Annotated in this window: 17 protein-coding genes; 9 read left to right on the top strand and 8 right to left on the bottom strand. The window is 61.9% G+C overall.

Annotated elements, in window-relative coordinates; translation table 11 throughout:
• Nucleotides 1-24 precede the first annotated feature (24 nt).
• The 6 genes from PSH81_RS17350 to PSH81_RS17325 form a co-directional block, all read right to left on the bottom strand.
• Complete coding sequence (locus tag PSH81_RS17350; RefSeq protein WP_305391175.1) at nucleotides 25-306, bottom strand: hypothetical protein; 282 nt, start codon at nucleotides 304-306, stop codon at nucleotides 25-27.
• A gap of 171 nt (nucleotides 307-477) precedes the next feature.
• A complete protein-coding gene (locus PSH81_RS17345) occupies nucleotides 478-1,497 on the bottom strand; it encodes a branched-chain amino acid aminotransferase (protein ID WP_305391174.1) in 1,020 nt (339 codons plus the stop codon).
• Nucleotides 1,498-1,670: 173 nt separating this feature from the next.
• A complete protein-coding gene (gene lpdA, locus PSH81_RS17340; protein ID WP_305391173.1) occupies nucleotides 1,671-3,047 on the bottom strand; it encodes a dihydrolipoyl dehydrogenase in 1,377 nt (458 codons plus the stop codon).
• 3 nt (nucleotides 3,048-3,050) lie between these two features.
• Nucleotides 3,051-4,304, bottom strand: coding sequence for a dihydrolipoamide acetyltransferase family protein (locus PSH81_RS17335; protein WP_192296707.1), 1,254 nt, complete (start codon nucleotides 4,302-4,304; stop codon nucleotides 3,051-3,053).
• Nucleotides 4,305-5,363 carry an alpha-ketoacid dehydrogenase subunit beta gene (locus PSH81_RS17330; RefSeq protein ID WP_305391172.1) on the bottom strand — a complete coding sequence of 353 codons (1,059 nt, stop codon included), beginning with the start codon at nucleotides 5,361-5,363 and terminating at the stop codon, nucleotides 4,305-4,307. It abuts the gene before it with no gap.
• Between the two features lies 1 nt (nucleotide 5,364).
• Nucleotides 5,365-6,600 (bottom strand): 3-methyl-2-oxobutanoate dehydrogenase (2-methylpropanoyl-transferring) subunit alpha, encoded by a 1,236-nt coding sequence (locus tag PSH81_RS17325; RefSeq protein ID WP_305391171.1) that lies wholly within the window; start codon nucleotides 6,598-6,600, stop codon nucleotides 5,365-5,367.
• A 195-nt stretch (nucleotides 6,601-6,795) separates the two neighbouring features.
• Here PSH81_RS17325 and bkdR point away from each other — a divergent pair, with 195 nt between their 5' ends.
• The 3 genes from bkdR to PSH81_RS17310 all read left to right on the top strand — a co-directional run bounded on the left by bkdR (nucleotide 6,796) and on the right by PSH81_RS17310 (nucleotide 10,339).
• Nucleotides 6,796-7,278 carry a Bkd operon transcriptional regulator BkdR gene (gene bkdR / locus PSH81_RS17320; RefSeq protein ID WP_192296704.1) on the top strand — a complete coding sequence of 161 codons (483 nt, stop codon included), beginning with the start codon at nucleotides 6,796-6,798 and terminating at the stop codon, nucleotides 7,276-7,278.
• A 264-nt stretch (nucleotides 7,279-7,542) separates the two neighbouring features.
• Nucleotides 7,543-9,084, top strand: coding sequence for a methyl-accepting chemotaxis protein (locus PSH81_RS17315; protein ID WP_305391170.1), 1,542 nt, complete (start codon nucleotides 7,543-7,545; stop codon nucleotides 9,082-9,084).
• Nucleotides 9,085-9,121: 37 nt separating this feature from the next.
• A complete protein-coding gene (locus PSH81_RS17310; RefSeq protein ID WP_305391169.1) occupies nucleotides 9,122-10,339 on the top strand; it encodes an HD-GYP domain-containing protein in 1,218 nt (405 codons plus the stop codon).
• Nucleotides 10,340-10,346: 7 nt separating this feature from the next.
• Here the strand turns inward: PSH81_RS17310 and PSH81_RS17305 are convergent, their stop codons facing one another.
• The gene (locus PSH81_RS17305) at nucleotides 10,347-11,210 is read right to left on the bottom strand and encodes an MBL fold metallo-hydrolase (protein WP_305391168.1); all 864 of its coding nucleotides are present in this window, start codon (nucleotides 11,208-11,210) and stop codon (nucleotides 10,347-10,349) included.
• Nucleotides 11,211-11,304: 94 nt separating this feature from the next.
• Here PSH81_RS17305 and PSH81_RS17300 point away from each other — a divergent pair, with 94 nt between their 5' ends.
• The 6 genes from PSH81_RS17300 (at nucleotide 11,305) to PSH81_RS17275 (ending at nucleotide 18,323) form a co-directional block, all read left to right on the top strand.
• Nucleotides 11,305-11,640, top strand: coding sequence for a helix-turn-helix transcriptional regulator (locus PSH81_RS17300; RefSeq protein ID WP_071487178.1), 336 nt, complete (start codon nucleotides 11,305-11,307; stop codon nucleotides 11,638-11,640).
• A gap of 52 nt (nucleotides 11,641-11,692) precedes the next feature.
• Nucleotides 11,693-12,937 (top strand): FAD/NAD(P)-binding oxidoreductase, encoded by a 1,245-nt coding sequence (locus PSH81_RS17295; RefSeq protein WP_305391167.1) that lies wholly within the window; start codon nucleotides 11,693-11,695, stop codon nucleotides 12,935-12,937.
• Nucleotides 12,938-13,750 (top strand): sulfite exporter TauE/SafE family protein, encoded by an 813-nt coding sequence (locus tag PSH81_RS17290; RefSeq protein ID WP_305391166.1) that lies wholly within the window; start codon nucleotides 12,938-12,940, stop codon nucleotides 13,748-13,750.
• A 145-nt stretch (nucleotides 13,751-13,895) separates the two neighbouring features.
• On the top strand, nucleotides 13,896-15,071 hold the full coding sequence (locus PSH81_RS17285) for a porin (RefSeq protein WP_192296698.1): 1,176 nt from the start codon (nucleotides 13,896-13,898) through the stop codon (nucleotides 15,069-15,071).
• A gap of 221 nt (nucleotides 15,072-15,292) precedes the next feature.
• The gene (gene nosP / locus PSH81_RS17280) at nucleotides 15,293-16,438 is read left to right on the top strand and encodes a nitric oxide-sensing protein NosP (RefSeq protein WP_305391165.1); all 1,146 of its coding nucleotides are present in this window, start codon (nucleotides 15,293-15,295) and stop codon (nucleotides 16,436-16,438) included.
• The gene (locus tag PSH81_RS17275) at nucleotides 16,380-18,323 is read left to right on the top strand and encodes a NahK/ErcS family hybrid sensor histidine kinase/response regulator (RefSeq protein ID WP_192296696.1); all 1,944 of its coding nucleotides are present in this window, start codon (nucleotides 16,380-16,382) and stop codon (nucleotides 18,321-18,323) included. Before nosP ends, PSH81_RS17275 begins: the two co-directional genes overlap by 59 nt.
• Nucleotides 18,324-18,454: 131 nt before the next feature.
• Here the strand turns inward: PSH81_RS17275 and PSH81_RS17270 are convergent, their stop codons facing one another.
• Nucleotides 18,455-19,120 carry a response regulator transcription factor gene (locus tag PSH81_RS17270; RefSeq protein ID WP_305391164.1) on the bottom strand — a complete coding sequence of 222 codons (666 nt, stop codon included), beginning with the start codon at nucleotides 19,118-19,120 and terminating at the stop codon, nucleotides 18,455-18,457.
• Nucleotides 19,121-19,128: the final 8 nt, after the last annotated feature.

Genomic DNA, 19,128 nt, shown 5'->3' with positions numbered 1-19,128 from the left:
CAAACTGGTCATGCCGTGTACGGTTTACTTCCCAGTCCTTTTTTTGCGTTTCTTGATGGCGTAGGCGGTCATCTTGGCAAACGCATTGGCGACGGCCAAGTACAGTTTTTTGTCGTCATCATCGTAGTCCCCGTCACCGTCGGCGTCGTTAGTAGAAGAGGCCGTATCATAATCGCCGTCTTGCTTACGGGACGACGCGAAGACAGCCCAATCAAAAACCTCGTTAATGTAAGTCTCCATCACGATCTCTTTACTGCCGTCCCCTTCAAAATCCACAGCGTAAACACGCAGTTCGTACTTGGCCATGTGTAACTCCTCGTTTTATCAACTAGAGAGTTGCAAATTAGGCTCGATGATTTTTAGCGTCTACTGTCAGATCTCACAGGTGTTCAGGCGTCCAGTGATCCAGGGAAATGAAAAGGCCCATTTACCTTCAGCAGTAAATGGGCCTTTTGGAGCAGCAGGATCAGGTCATTTTCAGACCTTGACGATCCAACCCTCTGGCGCCTCAACATCGCCGGTCTGCACGCCGGTCAGCTCTTTGTAGAGTTTCTGGGTGATCGGACCCACTTCAGTCTCGCTGTGGAACACATGCAGCTTGCCGTTGTACTGGATACCACCGATCGGCGAGATCACCGCTGCGGTACCACAGGCGCCGGCTTCCTTGAACTGGTCCAGCTTGTCGATGAACACTTCGCCCTCGACCACTTCCAGGCCCAGGCGGGTCTTGGCCAGTTCGATCAGCGACAGGCGGGTGATGCCTGGCAGTACCGAAGGCGACTTCGGCGTGATGAACTTATTGTCGTGGGTGATCCCGAAGAAGTTGGCCGAACCGACTTCCTCGATTTTCGAGTGGGTCATCGGGTCCAGGTAGATCGCGTCGGCGAAACCGGCTTTCTTCGCTTCCGAACCTGGCATCAGGCTGGCGGCGTAGTTGCCACCGACCTTGGCGGCACCGGTGCCTTGTGGCGCGGCGCGGTCGAAGGTGGAAATCTGGAAGTTGTGGGGCACCAGGCCGCCTTTGAAATAGGCGCCGACCGGGATGCAGAACACCGAGAAGATGAACTCCGGCGCGGTGCGCACGCCGATGTTGTCACCGGTGCCGATCACGAACGGGCGCAGGTACAGCGCGCCGCCGCTGCCGTACGGCGGGATGAACCGCTCGTTGGCCGCGACCACTTGTTTGCAGGCGTCGATGAACACGTCGGTCGGCACATGCGGCATCAGCAGGCGGGCGCAGCTGCGTTGCATACGGGCGGCGTTCTGGTCCGGGCGGAACAGGTTGATCGAACCGTCCTTGCAGCGGTAGGCCTTGAGACCTTCGAAGCACTGCTGGCCATAGTGCAGGGCAGTGGAGCCCTCGCTGATGTGCAGCACGTTGTCGTCGGTCAGGGTGCCTTCTTGCCATTCGCCGTTTTTCCAGACCTGGAGAAACCGCTTGTCGGTCTTGATGTAGTCAAAACCCAGCTTGTCCCAATTGATGCTTTCGTTACCCATGACACCCTCTATCTTTGGTCAAGTCGGTTTTTTTCTGAATGGGCGCAACAATACTTCATTCTTGGCTTGGTGTGGGAGCGGGCTTGCTCGCGAATGCGGTGTGTCAGTCAGCAGATTTATTGACTGATCCACCGCATTCGCGAGCAAGCCCGCTCCCACAGGGGGTTGCGGTTCTACAGGTGCAACGCGTGCCCCAAGGCTCTCAAAGCCGTTTCCTGCACGGCCTCGCCCAGGGTCGGGTGGGCATGGATCGTGCCCGCCACATCCTCCAGGCGCGCGCCCATTTCCAGGCTCAGGCCAAAGGCGGTGGACAGCTCGGACACGCCGACGCCAACCGCTTGCCAGCCGACGATCAGGTGGTTATCGCGACGTGCCACCACCCGCACGAAGCCGGTTTTCGACTCCAGGGTCATCGCCCGGCCATTGGCGGCGAAGGGGAAGCTCGACACGATGCAATCCAGGCCTGCGGCCTTGGCTTCATCCGGGGTCTTGCCGACCACCACCAGTTCCGGGTCGGTAAAACACACCGCCGGGATCGCTGCCGGGGTGAACTCGCGATGCTTGCCGCTGATCAGTTCGGCGACCATTTCGCCCTGGGCCATGGCCCGGTGCGCCAGCATCGGCTCGCCGCTTACATCACCGATGGCCCACACGTTGCGCATGCTGGTCTGGCAGTGCTGGTCGATCTTGATCGCGGCGCCGTTCATCTCCAGGTCCAGCGCCTCAAGGTTCCAGCCCTGGGTGTTGGGTTTGCGACCAACGGCGACCAGCACCTGATCGGTGCCCAGTGACAAGGTCTCGCCGTTCGGATCACGCACTTGCAGGCGGCCGTCGGCAAACCCGGTGACGCTGTGCTTGAGGTACAGCTTCATCCCCAGTTGCTTGAGGGATTCGTTTACCGGCGCCGTCAGCTCGGCGTCATAGGCCGGCAGGATACGATCCTGCGCCTCGACCACACTGACCTCGGCACCAAGCTTGCGGTAGGCAATCCCCAATTCCAGGCCGATGTAACCGCCACCCACCACGATCAGCCGCTTGGGCACGCGGGTCGGTGCCAGGGCTTCGGTGGACGAGATGATCGGCCCGCCAATCGGCAGCATCGGCAGGTTGACGCTTTTCGAGCCGGTGGCCAGCAGCAGGTGTTCGCAGCGGATGCGCCGGTCGCCGACATCGACGGTCTTGCCGTCGACCACGTTGGCCCAGCCGTGGATCACCTGCACTTTGTGTTTCTTGAGCAGTGCGGCAACGCCGGTGGTCAGGCGGTCAACAATGCCGTCCTTCCATGCCACGCTTTTGCGGATGTCCAACGTCGGCACATCCACATCGATACCCAGGGGCGAACCTTGGCTGAGGTGCACGGTTTGCTGGAATTGCTCGGCCACATGGATCAAGGCCTTGGAGGGGATGCAGCCGATATTCAGGCAAGTCCCCCCCAGCGCCTGGCCTTCTACCAGGATGGTCGGGATGCCCAGTTGGCCGGCGCGAATCGCCGCCACATAACCGCCGGGGCCGCCGCCGATAATCAGCAGCGTCGTGTTCAACGTTTGCATGACTTACTCCAAAAACAGGCTGGCGGGTTGTTCGAGCAGGCCGCGAATGGCCTGGATGAATTGCGCCGCGTCCATGCCATCGACCACGCGATGATCGAAGGAGCTGGAGAGGTTCATCATTTTGCGCACCACGATCTGGCCCTTGATCACCATCGGCCGCTCGACGATTCGGTTGACGCCGACGATGGCCACTTCCGGCAGGTTCAGCACCGGCGTGCTGACGATGCCGCCCAACGCGCCCAGGCTGGTCAGGGTGATCGTCGAGCCGGACAGCTCGTCACGGCTGGCCTTGCCATTGCGCGCGGCGGTGGCCAAGCGCGCGATCTCCTCGGCGTTGCCCCACAGGCTGCGGGCTTCAGCGTGACGCACCACCGGCACCATCAGGCCGACGTCGCTCTGGGTGGCGACGCCCACATGCACTGCGCCGAGGCGGGTGATGACCTGGGCTTCGTCGTCGTAACGCGCGTTGATCTGCGGGAAATCGCGCAGCGCAACAACCATGGCACGCACGATGAATGGCAGCAGGGTCAGCTTGCCGCGTGTGGCGCCGTGTTTTTCGTTGAGGTGTACACGCAGCTCGTCGAGGGCGGTCACGTCGATTTCTTCCACGTAGCTGAAATGCGCGGCGCGGCGGGTGGCGTCCTGCATGCGCTGGGCAATCTTGCGGCGCATGCCGATCACCGGGATCTGCTCTTCGCTGTTGCGTTCGGCATAGGGGTTGGCGGTGGCTGAAGCCTTCGCTGTGCCTTGTTGCAGGTAGGCGTCGAGGTCTTCGTGCAGGATTCGCCCGGCCGGGCCCGTGCCCTGGACCAGGCGCAACTGAATCCCGGCGTCCAATGCGTGCTTGCGCACGGCCGGGGAGGCCAGGGGACGTTCGTCGGCTGCACGGCAAACAGGTGCCGGCGCGGGTTTGCTGACAACGGCAGCCGGCGCGGGCTTGGCTTCTACCACAGGTGCCACGGGCGCCGCTTTGGGCGCCTCCTTTATCACCGGCGCGTCCTTGGCATTGCCCGCGCCTTCCACTTCAATGCTGATCAAGATACTGCCCACGGCCATGACTTCACCCGGTTCGCCGCCGAGGGCGATCACCTTGCCGTGCACCGGCGAGGGAATGTCCACCATCGCCTTGTCGGTCATCACATCCGCCAGCACCTGGTCTTCAACCACCATGTCGCCGACTTTCACATGCCACACCGACAGTTCAACTTCCGCGATGCCTTCGCCAATGTCCGGCATCTTGATTACGTGCGTGCCCATTCAGACCTCCATGACCCGTTTCAACGCCGCGCCCACACGGGACGGCCCTGGGAAATACGCCCACTCTTGCGCGTGCGGGTAGGGGGTGTCCCAGCCGGTGACGCGTTCGATCGGCGCTTCCAGGTGGTGGAAGCAATGCTCTTGCACCAGCGCCACCAGCTCGGCGCCAAAGCCGCAGGTGCGGGTGGCTTCGTGCACCACCACGCAACGCCCGGTCTTTTTCACCGACTTGACGATGGTCTCCAGGTCCAGCGGCCACAGGCTGCGCAGGTCGATGACTTCGGCGTCGATGCCGGTTTCTTCGGCGGCGACTTGCGACACGTACACGGTGGTGCCGTAGGTCAGCACGGTCACGGCGGAACCCGGACGCACGATGGCGGCCACGTCCAGCGGCACGGTGTAGTAACCGTCCGGCACTTGCGCTTGCGGGTGTTTCGACCACGGCGTCACCGGACGGTCGTGGTGGCCGTCGAACGGGCCGTTGTACAGGCGCTTGGGCTCGAGGAAGATCACCGGGTCGTCGTTTTCGATCGAGGCGATCAGCAGGCCCTTGGCGTCATAGGGGTTGGACGGCATCACCGTGCGCAGGCCGCAGACCTGGGTGAACACCGCTTCGATGCTCTGGCTGTGGGTCTGGCCGCCGTAGATGCCGCCGCCGCAAGGCATGCGCATGGTCAGCGGCGCGGTGAACTGCCCGGCCGAGCGATAACGCAGGCGCGCGGCCTCGGAGATGATCTGGTCGGTGGCGGGATAGACGTAGTCGGCGAACTGGATCTCGGCCACCGGGCGCAGGCCGTAGGCGCCCATGCCCACTGCGACGCCGATGATGCCGCTTTCGGAGATCGGTGCGTCAAACACCCGCGAGCTGCCGTACTTGCCCTGCAAACCTTCGGTGCAACGGAACACGCCACCGAAGTAACCGACGTCCTGGCCGAACACCACCACGCTGTCGTCACGTTCGAGCATCACATCCATGGCCGAGCGCAGCGCCTGGATCATGGTCATGGTGGTGGTGGTCATCGCGGTTTCCACTTCGATACTGTTGTTGTGATCGTTCATGTCAGACCCCCAACTCTTGACGCTGGCGCTTCAAGTGCTCCGGCATCTCTTTATAGACGTCTTCGAACATGGTCGCGGCGCTTGGAATCTGGCCGCCGGCGAGGGTGCCGTACTGTTCGGCTTCTTTTTGCGCGGCGATGACTTCGGCTTCCAGCTGCGCGCTGACCGCGGTGTGTTCCTCTTCGGACCACTGGCCAATCTTGATCAGGTGCTGCTTGAGGCGGGCAATCGGGTCGCCGAGGGGGAAGTGGCTCCAGTCGTCGGCCGGGCGGTATTTGGACGGATCATCCGAGGTGGAGTGCGGACCGGCGCGGTAGGTGACCCACTCGATCAGCGTCGGCCCCAGGTTGCGCCGCGCCCGTTCGGCGGCCCAGGCGGAGGCGGCGTACACCGCGATGAAGTCGTTGCCGTCCACGCGCAGGGAGGCGATGCCGCAACCGACGCCGCGTCCGGCGAAGGTGGTGGCTTCACCGCCGGCAATCGCCTGGAAGGTGGAGATGGCCCACTGGTTGTTGACCACGTTGAGGATCACCGGCGCGCGGTACACGTGGGCGAAGGTGAGGGCGGTGTGGAAGTCGGATTCGGCGGTGGCGCCGTCGCCAATCCAGGCGGATGCAATCTTGGTGTCGCCCTTGATGGCCGAGGCCATGCCCCAGCCCACGCCCTGTACGAATTGGGTAGCGAGGTTGCCGGAAATGGTGAAGAAACCGGATTCCTTGACCGAGTACATGATCGGCAACTGGCGGCCCTTGAGCGGATCGCGCTCGTTGGACAGCAGTTGGCAGATCAGGTCCACCAGCGGCACTTCGCGGGCCATCAGGATGCTTTGCTGGCGGTAGGTGGGGAAGCACATGTCGTCGATGTTCAAGGCCAGGGCCTGGGCGCTGCCGATGGCTTCTTCGCCAAGGCTCTGCATGTAGAACGACATTTTTTTCTGACGCTGGGCGACCACCATGCGGTTGTCGAAGATGCGCGTCTTGAGCATGGCGCGCATGCCTTTGCGCAGGATCTCCACTGGCACGCCTTCGGCCCACGGGCCGAGGGCCTGGCCCTTGTCGTCGAGCACGCGGATCAGGCCCTTGGCCAGGTCGGCGGTGTCGGCGGGTTCTACGTCGATGGCGGGTTTGCGCACGGTGCCGGCGTCGGTCAGGCGCAGGTACGTGAAGTCGGTCTTGCAGCCTGGGCGGCCCGAGGGTTCGGGAACGTGCAGGCGCAGTGGTTCGTACTGCTGGGTCATGGCTTTCTACGCTCTATCTTGTGAATTTCTTGTAGTGGGCGCGCTAGCTGACAGTCAGACCCCGGGTAGGGGAAATCTTGTCCTACAACAATCATAGGCGGGGCGTAGGAGAATATTTATCTGTGTTTCGTTGCGCTCGCGATCATTTGCGGATAAAAAAACTGCATAAACATAATAAACAGGTGATTTTGTCTCATGCGCAAACTGGACCGTACCGATATCGGCATTCTCAACGCCTTGCAGGAGAACGCCCGCATCACCAACGCCGACCTGGCCCGCTCGGTCAACCTGTCGCCCACGCCGTGTTTCAACCGGGTCAAGGCGATGGAAGAGTTGGGCTTGATCCGCGAGCAGGTCACGCTGCTGGACCCGGATTTGTTGGGGCTGCACGTGAATGTGTTTATTCATGTGAGCCTGGAGAAGCAGAACGAACTGGCGTTGCAGCAGTTTGAAGGCGCGATCTCGGATCGGCCGGAAGTGATGGAGTGCTACCTGATGGCGGGTGACCCGGATTATCTGATCCGGGTGCTGGTACCGACGATCCAGTCACTGGAGCGCTTCATGATGGACTTTTTGACCAAAGTGCCGGGTGTGGCGAATATCCGCTCCAGTTTTGCCCTTAAACAAGTGCGTTATAAAACTGCGCTGCCGTTACCGCGCGATGGCCTGATGGTGTGAATATCGGCACAAGGCGGTCGCATTTAATCTGATGTTTAGCTAAGCAATGATATGGGTCATTTTTATTCGCGCTAATTAATAAAAAATTGCATGACGGCTCACGCTTTTTTCACATACTTTTAAACAAAGTTAAACCTGTCAGGTCGTGTCCCATGCGACCAAGGGGAAGGGTGAGCCACGATGTCCATGAGATCCTTGAAGTTGAACTTTCGTACCACATTGTGCTTCGGTGTGGTTTGTCTCCTGCTGTTAATACAGGGCGCGATGACGCTGATAAAAGTCGATAAGGTTTATTCATCGACGGTTGAAATCGAAAGTAACTGGCTGCCCAGTATTCGCCTGGCGGGCCAGATAGATTCCACGTTCTACAAACTTCGCCTGGATCTGCGTCGTTACGCCATGGAGTTCCCTGACAAGGACCCGGCCTCCCTGGAAAAACTCAAGGCTGTTCGCGCCGAAGTACTGCAGATTGCCGAAAGCTATGCGCCGATGGTGTCGAGCCCCGAGGAGCAAGCCAAGTACAACGACGCACTCAGCGAGATCAAGCATTACAGCCAGAAAATGGATGAATTCCTCGCGCAAGCCGCCACGTTTTCCCCGGAACAAATGTCGGTGTACCTGCGCGACGTCAACGGCCCTATCGCCCGTGAAGTGCAGGGCTCCATCAATGACCTGATTGTGCTCAATGAACAGGGGTCCAAGGCGGCCGTGCAAGTCGCGGCGAGCGAACACGATGCGGCCCGCTTGTTCACTTGGGTGCTGATGGCCAGCTCGGTATTGATCGCGGTGGTCGTCGCACGGTTGTTTGCCGGCAGCATCATTGGCCCGGTGCGTGAGCTGATGATCGCGACCGGCAAAATCGCCGACGGTGATTTGCGCGTGGCGATTGCCATCAGCGGCAAGGACGAACTGACCGAGCTACAACGCTCGACTGCCACCATGCAAATGAACCTGAAAAGCACCTTGCAGCATATCTCGGAGGCATCCGGGCAGTTGGCTTCGGCTGCGGAAGAAATGAGTGCGATCACCCGTGAATCCACCGCTGGCATCGAGCGCCAAAGCATGGAGACCGACCAGGCGGCGACGGCGGTCAACGAGATGACGGCGGCAGTGGAGGAGGTCGCGAGGAATGCGGTCTCCGCTTCCCAGTCGACCCAGGATTCCCAGCGCTCGGCAAGCGTAGGCCAGGAGCGCGTCACGCAAACCATCGCCTCGATCGAAAAACTCAGTGCCACGGTGCAGCAGACCGGCGTGGAAGTCGAAGGCCTGGCCAAGCAGGCTCAGGACATCGCCCGGGTGGTCGAAGTGATTCGCTCCATCGCCGAGCAGACCAACCTGCTCGCCTTGAACGCGGCGATTGAGGCGGCAAGGGCCGGCGAGCAGGGCCGGGGCTTTGCGGTAGTGGCCGACGAAGTGCGGGCGCTGGCCCACAGAACGCAAACGTCGACCCAGGAAATCGAACAGATGATTGCGAAAATCCAGGCCTGTTCGAGTGAGGCGGTGGCGTCCATGGTCCTCAATCGCAACGAAGCGGTGGATTCGCTGAAGGTCGCCCATGAAGCGGGCGTGGCCATTACCCAGATCACCCAGGCCATTACCGACATCAACGAGCGCAACCTGATGATTGCGACGGCCTCGGAAGAGCAGGCCCATGTTGCCCGGTCCGTCGATCAGAACCTGATCAGCATCCGCGACCTGTCCATCCAGAGTTCGTCGGCGGCCGGGCAAACGTCGGTGGCCAGTCAGGAACTGTCCCGACTCGCCGTGGACCTCAAGCAGATCGTCGCGAAGTTCGCCGTGAGTTGATCGTGTAGCAGGTCAGGCCTTGGGGGGGGGGTGATAGATGCTCAAATGCATTGCGTGTTCTCAGGTCTGCCTGGGCATGTACCTTCATAAACTGGATGGCCCGTGGATCTGCCACGGGTTCTGGAAGAGCAGCTTTTTATTGGACTGCGAAGACGACCTGCAGCGTTTGTTGACGTCGCAGGTCCAGCGGGTCTGGATAGACACTGCAAAAGGCTGCGACACGCCGCCGCCCGCCCGCCCGGCCCAGGTCACGCTCAGCAGCCCGGTCAAAACGCGCCCGGTGGAACCGACTCCGGCAGAGACAAAGGCGGAGGTCGCGCGCGCAGTGAGGGTGTGTGCGGTCGCCAAACGTGCAGTGGTCAGTATGTTCAGCGACCTGCGCATGGGGCGGGCGGTGGATGTGCATCATGTGGCCGGCCTGGTGGAAGAGATTTCGCAGTCCATGCTGCGCCATCCCCATGCCTTGCTCAGCCTGGTGCGGCTGAAAAAGGCCGACGAATACACCTACATGCATTCCGTCGCGGTCAGTGGCTTGATGATCGCGCTGGCACGGCAGTTGGATCTCTCTGCGCAGCTGGTCCAGGAAGCCGGGCTGGCGGGGTTGTTTCATGATGTGGGGAAAATGATGATTCCCGAGGCGATTTTGAACAAGCCGGCCGGGCTTACCGAGGTGGAGTTTCACACCGTCCGCCAGCACCCGGTGGAAGGCGCCCGGTTGCTGCGTCTGTGCCCGCAGATCAGTGCCTTGGTGCTGGATGTGTGCCTGCATCACCACGAAAAATCTGACGGCAGCGGTTATCCCAGTGGCTTGGTGCAAGAGCAGATCAGCCTGTTCGCCCAGATGGGGGCGGTATGCGACGTCTACGATGCGATCACCTCGGAGCGCCCTTACAAGCGCGGCTGGGGGCCCGCCGACGCGATCCGGAAAATGGCGGAGTGGAAAGGTCATTTCGATGATCAGGTGTTCCAGGCGTTTGTGCGCTGCGTGGGGATTTATCCCGTCGGCGCCTTGGTGCGCCTGGAGAGTGGGCGCATTGGCGTGGTGGTCGAACAAAGCCCGAAATCGCTACTCACCCCCAGGGTCAAGGTGTTTTTCTCTGCACGGTCACGCTTGCCGATTCCCCAGGTTGTGGTGAACCTGGCCGAACAAAGCGACAAGATTGTCGGCCGGGAAAATGCCGAAGAGTGGGGCTTCAAGCACGTCGACGAACTGTGGTCGGGGCTTGCCCCCTCCAAGTCGTCGTACTTTGAGTGACATCGATTCAGAGCTGGTTGAGCGGAATCTTCAGATACACCACCCCATTGTCTTCCGCCGGCGGCATATTCCCCGCCCGTACATTCACCTGGATCGCCGGCAGCAGTAGGGTCGGCATGCCCAGGCCTGCATCGCGTTGGGTGCGCATCGCCACAAACTGCGCCTCATCCATCCCGTCATGCACATGAATATTCCCGGCCCGTTGTTCCGCCACGGTCGTCAGGCATTTCGCCGCGCGGCCCTGCGGTGGGTAGTCATGACAGACGTACAGTTCAGTTTCCAAGGGAAAGCTCAGCAACTTGCGCATCGACCCATACAACTGCCGCGCATCGCCGCCGGGAAAGTCGCAGCGGGCGGTGCCGACGTCGGGCATGAATAGCGTGTCGCCCACCAGGATCAGCCGGCCATCGATCAGGTAGGCCATGTCCGCCGGCGTATGCCCCGGCACGTGCAGGGCCTGGGCCGTGAGGTTGCCGATATGAAACACCTCATCCGGCGCAAACAGATGATCGAACTGCGAGCCATCGGCGCGAAACTCCGGCTCCAGGTTGAACAGGTTCTTGAACACACCCTGCACGGTGCTGATGCACTGGCCGATGGCGATCTTGCCGCCCAGGGTGCGCCGCAGGTAAGGCGCAGCTGACAGGTGGTCGGCGTGGGCGTGGGTTTCCAGCAGCCATTGCACGTGCAAGCCCTGCTCGCGCACGAAGGCGATGACCTTGTCGGCCTGGGTGGTATCGGTACGCCCCGATGCCGGGTCGTAATTGAGTACTGAGTCGACGATGGCACACGGGCTGCCGTGGTGTTCATAGACGACGTAGGTGTAGGTCGACGATGCCTCGTCCAGAAAGGCTTGAATCAACGCTGGCATGGCGGCTGTCCCCGGTGGAGAAAAAAGTGGTTACAATCAGTTTACGTTTTCACATAATGTTTTGAGCTTAAGTGACGCAAAGGACCCGAGGCAAATGGAATCTACTCTGAGTGAAGGCGAAGTCGCCCAGTTGCGCGCATCGGCGTCCAAGGCCTGTTCATTGCTCAAGGCGCTGGCCAATGAGGACCGCCTGCTGATCCTCTGCCAGTTGACCCAGGGCGAACGCAATGTCGGCGAGTTGGAAACCATGACCGGCGTGCGTCAGCCCACACTGTCGCAGCAGTTGGGCATCCTGCGTGATGAAGGGTTGGTCGCCACCCGCCGCGAAGGCAAGTACATCTACTACGGGCTGGCCAGTCACGAAGTGATCCAAGTGATGAAGACCCTGTCCGGCCTGTACTGCGGCGCGGTCATCAAAAGTTGGGCGTGACGCCATCCGGCAGCGCCCCTTGTGTGCATTGAATAAAAAAAGGCAATAGACCATGACCGACCAACACTGGGGACCGACCATCAGTGGCGATATCGTAGTCATCGGCGGCGGCTCGGCAGGCATCGGCCTGCTGGCCAGCCTGCTCAAGCGCGACCCCCACCTGAACATCACCCTGATCGAACCCAACGATTATCACTGCTACCAACCCGCCTGGACCCTGGTGGGCGGCGGTGCCTACGACGTGCGCAAGACCCGCCGGCCCCTGGCCGATGTGTTGCCCAATGGCGTTGCCTGGATTCAGGCTGCCGTCAGTGAACTGCTGCCAAACGAGCGCACCCTGGTCCTCGACAGCGGCCAGCGCGTCAGCTGGCAAAACTTGATCGTGTGCCCCGGCCTGCGCCTGGCCTGGGAGCAAATCGAAGGGTTGCAAGCGACCCTCGGGCACCACGGCGTCACGTCCAACTACAGCTACGAATACGCGGCCTACACCTGGCAACTGGTGCAGCAACTCAAGGGCGGCAAGGCGATCTTTACCCAGCCCGCCATGCCGATCAAATGCGCCGGCGCGCCGCAGAAGGCCATGTACCTGTCCTGTGATCACTGGCTCAGGCAGGGCGACCTGAACAACATCGACGTCGAATTCAACCTCGCCGGCATGGCGCTGTTCGGCGTGCCGACGTTCGTGCCGCCGCTGATGAAGTACGTGGAGAAATACAACGCCCGCCTGACCTTCAGGTCCAACCTGATCAAGGTCGACGGGCCGGCCCGCAAAGCCTGGTTCGAGGTGCACGACGCTGACGGCACCGTCACGGTGGAAGAACGGTTCTTCGACCTGTTGCACGTGGTCCCGCCCCAAGTCGCCCCGGATTTTATCCGCCAAAGCCCGCTGGCCGACGCCGCCGGCTGGTGCGAAGTGCACCCCCACAGCCTGCAACACCTACGTTACCCGCATATCTTCGGCCTCGGTGACGTGTGCTCCACCAGCAACGCCAAGACCGCTGCGGCGGTGCGCAAGCAGATCGTGGTGGTGGCCGAAAACCTGCTGGCCCTGCGTCAACAGGCGCCGCTGCCGCTCAAGTACGACGGCTATGGTTCGTGCCCGTTGACGGTGGAGAAGGGCAAGGTGGTGCTCGCCGAGTTCGGCTACGGCGGCAAGCTGTTGCCGACCTTTGCCCTGGACCCGACCCGTGCGCGCCGTTCGATGTGGTTGCTCAAGGCCACGTTGCTGCCGTGGTTCTACTGGAACGGCATGCTCAAGGGCCGTGAATGGCTGACCCGTCTGAGCAAGGTGGACTGAATGCTGCTCGCCACGGTGTTGGGATTATTGATGGGCCTGGTCATGGGCCTGACCGGCGCGGGCGGCGGCATCCTCGGGGTGCCGGCGCTGGTGCTGGGGTTGGGCCTGAGCATGACCCAGGCCGCGCCGGTGTCGTTGCTCGCGGTGGGCGCGGCGGCGGCGGTGGGGGCGATCGACGGTTTGCGCCACGGCCTGGTGCGCTACCGCGCCGCGCTGCTGATTGCCTTGTTGGGCGCGTTGTTTTCGCCGGTGGGTGTGTTCCTCGCCCATCAACTGCCGGAAGCCGTGCTGATGGGCCTGTTCAGCGCACTGATGGTGCTGGTGGCCTGGCGCATGTTGCAGCGCGAAAAAACCGAGGCCGGGCCGAGTGATCACGGCACCGCGTCCTGGGGCCAGAAAAACTGCATGCTCAACCAGCAGACCGGGCGCCTGGCCTGGACCGCCAAATGCAGTGCGACCCTGGCGGCGTTGGGCGCGGTGACCGGCGCTGTCTCCGGGCTGCTCGGCGTCGGTGGCGGCTTCCTGATCGTGCCCGCGTTCAAGCAGCTCACCGATGTACAGATGCGCGGCATCGTCGCCACCTCGTTGATGGTGATCAGCCTGATCTCGTTGATCGGCGTGGCGGGCTCATTCCATGCCGGGGTGCGGATCGAATCGGTGGGCTGGGTGTTTATCGGCGCGAGCATCGTCGGCATGCTCGCCGGCCGGCGCCTGTGCTCGGTGATTGCTGCGCGCACCTTGCAGGTCGGGTTTGCCGGCCTCTGTGTACTGGTGGCGGTCGGCATGTTGATCAAGGCCGGTCTTACGCACTAAGTGCCGGGCCTGGCTTACGCCGAACTTGCCGGGCACCCGCGGCCCGCCCAAAGCACCCGCAAACCAAGGCCAAGGCAGCGTAGGCCGTGGCTTGCGGGGTTTCGATAATCGCCTCCGACATCAAGTCCCCGTTGCGGAGCGCGCCATGCATAACAATAAGAATGTCCCCCTGCGTCTGTTGCCTGCCTTCATCGTTGGCCTCGGCCTGAGCCCATTGGCCAACGCCGAAATCATGCTGTACGACAAGGACGAAACCACCTTTTCCACCGACGGCTACATCAACGCCTTCTACGTCAACAGCGACGTCGACCGCGCGGGTGACAAGTACGACCGCCGCCAGGCCCGCGTGAAGATGGGCTTCTTGCCCAACTACCTGGGCTTCAACATGAGCAAGCAGGTCGACGACCTCAAGCTCGGCGCCCGCGCTTCGTTCTGGGTGACCATCAACGACAGCGAAACCAACGGCACCGACACCGCCATCGACGTGCGTCAGTTCTACGGCACCGTGGCCAACCCGGAGTGGGGCGAAGTGCTGATCGGCAAGGACTTCGGCCTGTTCGCCCGCTCCAACATCCTGCTCGATGAGTTGCTCGCCGGTTACGGCCAGGTCAGCGACAGCCTCGGCCTGGTGGACGGCGGTGGCGTGTCGTTCGGCAACATCGGCAGTGGCTACCCGTACCCGTTCCCGAGCTCGCAGATCACCTACCGCACCCCGGTGATGGACGGCCTGCGCGTCGCCGTCGGCATCCTGGACCCGGTCGACACCAACGACAGCAGTGCCCTGGGCAAGGCCTACCAGAAGAACCCGCGCACCGAGAGCGAGATCACCTACCAGTTCGACGTCGGCGGCGCGAAGATCTACAGCTGGCTCAACGGCAGCTACCAGACTTCCGACAACACCGACTCCAACGTCGCCAGCGTCACCTCCAAGGGCCTTGGCTACGGCGTGCAGGCCAAGATGGGCGGCTTGTCGCTGACCGGCTCGGGGTTCCAGGCCAAGGGCATCAACCCGTTCTTCACCAACAACGCCGGGGAGGCGACGTTGCGTAATGTCGACAGCAACGGCTACCTGGTGCAGGGCTCGTACAAACTGGGCAAGAACCGCCTGGCGCTGTCCTATGGCAAGACCAAGGACGACGGCAACGGCGTGGTCGGCAGCGGCGCGGATTATGAAACCCGTGGGATTGCGCTGTTCCATGACGTGAATGCCAACCTGAAGCTGGTGGCGGAGTACAACCAGTTCCAGATCAAGGGGCATGACACCAATGCGCAGAATGAAGACACCGATACCTTCGCCGTAGGTGCTGTCTTGACTTGGTAACGCAGTCATAAATGTGGGAGCGGGCTTGCTCGCGAAGACGGAGTGTCAGTCAACAGATTCATTGGCTGATCCACCGCTTTCGCGAGCAAGCCCGCTCCCACATTTTAGTCTCCAGTGTTTATCAGAGTCTCATCCCAACGCATCCCCCCACCCAGTACCCAAGTAGCATAGGGCCCACCCCTCGGCCTTCGTACACTGACGCCTTAGAGGGGGAACCAACGATGCACAACAGTGAAGGCGTAGTCAGTGCCATGTCCCAGGCCACCGATGCCGGGCAGGCCGCCGAAGAGTTGGCCCGGCAGTTGCTGCACCCGTACCTGGGTTTTGTGCTGTTTTTCTGCTCTGCGTCCTATGACCTGCGGGCCCTTGGCCAAGCGCTGCAACAATGCTTCGGCAAGGTGCGCGTGGTCGGCTGCACCAGTGCCGGCGAGATCACACCCCAGGGTTACGGACGCAATTGCATCACCGCGATGGGCTTCAACCACGCGCACTTTTCCATCGCCACCGAGCTGATCGATCAAGTCGAGCACTTCAGCCTGATCGGTGCCCAGGACATGGTCGAACGCCTGGTCGGCGGCTGTCGCAGCAACACCCTGGCGCCGATCAAGGGCAACACCTTCGCGCTGACCTTGCTCGACGGGCTGTCGAGCCGGGAAGAAATGGTCCTCGCCGCCCTCAGCGCGGCCCTGGGCGACATCCCGCACTTCGGCGGTTCGGCCGGCGACGACAACTTCCTCACCCACACCCACGTGTACTTCAATGGTGTGTTCCACAGCGGCGCGGCGGTGGTGGTGCTGGTCAATACCTGGCTGGATTTCGAGGTGTTCACCACCCACCACATCCTGCCGCGCACCGAAAAGCTGGTGGTGACCGGCGCCGACAGCCCGTCACGCCGGGTGTTCGAACTCAACGCCGAACCGGCCGCCGAAGAATACGCCAGGCACATCGGCGTAGCCGTGGCCGACCTCGACCACCGCGTCTTCGCCGCTCACCCGTTGGCAGTGCGTATCCACGACCAGTACTACGTGCGCGCTATCCAGCAAGTGCACGAAGACCTCAGCCTGAGTTTCTACTGTGCGGTGGAAAACGGCATCGTGCTCACCGTGATGCGGCCCGGGCCGATCCTGCCGAACCTGCAAAGCCTGTTCGACGGCCTGCACACGCGCCTCGGCGACCTGCTGCTGACCATCGGCTGCGACTGCTTCCTGCGCCGCATGGAGTTGGAAGACAACGGCGACCTCGAACACATCGGCAATTACCTGCGCGAGAGACGGGTGCTGGGCTTCAATACCTACGGAGAACAGTTCAATGGCATGCACATCAACCAGACCTTCACCGGGGTCGCCATTGCCCGTGGCCGACGCTGAACTGCGCGCCCAGGTCGCCCAGCTGCAACAGGCCAATCACAAATTGGCGCGGATCAACGCGGCCCTGATCGAGCGTATCGAATCCGGCATGACCCAGGGCAACAACCCGTACACCACGTTCCAGCATTCGGTGGTGCTTGCCGAACAGGTGCGCGAACGCACCGACGCGCTGAACCAGGCGATGGCCGAACTCAAGGCCAGCAACCACCTGTTGATCAACGCGCGGCTGCGCGCCGAAACCCTGCGCGGCGAGCAGGCCGCGGCGCAAAAAGCCCAGGAAAGTGAACGCTGGATTCGTCTGATCACCGACAACGTGCCGGCGCTGATCGGCTACCTCAACGCCGACCTGGTCTACGAGTTCACCAACAAAGTCTACGAAGAATGGTACTGCTGGCCGCGCGGCATGATGCTCGGCCAGAGCCTGCGCGAAGTGCACAGCGAGCAGCACTGCCAGCGCCTCGACGCTTACGTCGCCCGCGCCCTGGCGGGTGAGAGCGTGACGTTCGAATTCGCCGAAACCAACATCAACAACCAGGAGCGCTACATGCTGCGCTCCTACGTGCCGAACCTGCTCGCCAGTGGCGAGGTGGTGGGGATCTTCGTGCTGATCCGCGACATTACCGAGCGCCGCCGCACCGCCGAGGCCCTGCACCAGGCCTATCAACACCTGGAGCAGCGCGTGGCCCAGCGCACCTCGGAACTGACTGCGCTCAACGATCAGTTGTTGCAGGAAATCGACGAGCGCCGACGCATGGAAACCCGCCTGCGCGAAGCCAAGCAAGAGGCGGAAAAGGCCAACCTGTCGAAAACCAAGTTCCTCGCCGCCGTCAGCCATGACTTGCTGCAACCGCTCAACGCCGCACGCCTGTTTACCAGCGCACTGCTGGAGCGCCCCAGCGAAACCCTGGTGCGCAACGTGAGCAACTCCCTGGAAGACGTGGAAAACCTGCTGGGCACCCTGGTGGATATTTCCAAGCTCGACGCCGGGGTGATCAAGGCCGACATGGCGCCGTTCGCCCTCAGCGAACTGCTGGAAAACCTCGCCGCCGAATACACCGAACTGGCCCGCGCCGAAGGCCTGGAGCTGCACTTTGTCGGCTGCTCGGCGCTGGTGCGCAGCGACATCCAGCTGCTCGCACGAATCCTGCGCAACCTGCTCAGCAACGCGCTGCGCTACACCTACCAGGGCCGTGTGGTGCTGGGCTGCCGACGCCAGCAGCAGCGTTTGCTGATCCAGGTGTGGGACAGCGGCATGGGTATTGCCGAGGAACGCCTGGAGGAGATTTTCCAGGAGTTCAAGCGCGGTGACGTCCAGCGCCCGGACCAGGATCGCGGGCTGGGCCTGGGCCTGGCCATCGTCGAGAAAATCGCCGGAATCCTTGGCCATCGCATCAGTGTCAAATCCTGGCCGGGCAAGGGCTCGATGTTTAGCGTGGAAGTGCCGCTCAGCGCCACCGCGCCCAAGTCGCTGCCGATGCCGTGCATGAGCGAAGCGCTGCTGGAACGTTTGCAGGGCGCGCGGGTGTGGGTGCTGGATAACGACGCGGCGATCTGCGCGGGCATGCGCACTTTGCTCGAAGGCTGGGGTTGCCGGGTGACCACCGCCTTGTCGGAACAGGACCTGGCCCGGCAGGTGGACAACTACCATGCCGAGGCGGACCTGCTGATCGCCGACTACCACCTCGACGACGACCAGAACGGCGTCGACGCCGTGGCCCGCATCAACGCCCGGCGCGGCACTGCGATCCCGGCGTTGATGATTACGGCCAACTACAGCAATGAGTTGAAGCAGCAGATTCGTGAGTTGGGGCATACGTTGATGCATAAGCCCGTGCGGCCGATGAAGTTAAAGACAGCGATGAGTCACTTACTCGGCCGCCCCTGACAAAACGCAGATCAAAATGTGGGAGCGGGCTTGCTCGCGAATGCGGTGGGTCAGTCAATGAATCTAGTGACTGACCCACCGCATTCGCGAGCAAGCCCGCTCCCACAGTGGATCTCCATAGGGCAGGGGGATCAGCGGCGCAGGTACGAGCCGAAGTCGATATCGCCGGCACTCAGGATCGCCTGCACCCGGTTATGCACATTCAACTTGCGCAGGATCGCCGACACATGGGCCTTCACCGTGGTTTCGGCAATCTCCAGCGTGTAGGCGATCTGCTTGTTCGATTCGCCCTTGGTCATCCGCTCCAGCACCAGCAATTGCTTGCGGGTCAGTGCCTGCAGCAGCTCCGGGGCAAAGCCCGGGGTGTCGTTCATGCGGCGTTGGTTGGGGTTTTTCTGGGTGCGGATGATGTCGGGCGGCAGGTATACGTTGCCGTTGAGGATCTGCTGGATCGCTTCGGTCATTTGTTGGCGCGGCGACGACTTGGTGATGAACCCCACGGCGCCGTAGGTGATGGCTTGCAGCACGATCTGCTTGTCCTGCTCGGCCGAGACGATCACCACCGGGATGGTCGGCGATTCGTTGCGCAGGTTGATCAGGCCATTGAGGCCGTGCATGCCGGGCATGTTCAAATCCAGCAGGATCAGGTCAAGGTCGTCGTGGTCCTGGGTCAGCGCGAGGGCGCTGTCGAGGTCGGCGGTTTCCATCACTTCGCTGCCGGGAAAGCCGTCGCTGATGACGTTGTGGATCGCCTCGCGAAACAGCGGGTGATCGTCGGCAATCAGGATTTTGTACATGGCCGTTC

It is taken from the genome of Pseudomonas sp. FP2335 (assembly GCF_030687535.1).
Lineage (GTDB): Bacteria > Pseudomonadota > Gammaproteobacteria > Pseudomonadales > Pseudomonadaceae > Aquipseudomonas.
This window is presented reverse-complemented; position numbering and strand designations above follow the sequence as displayed.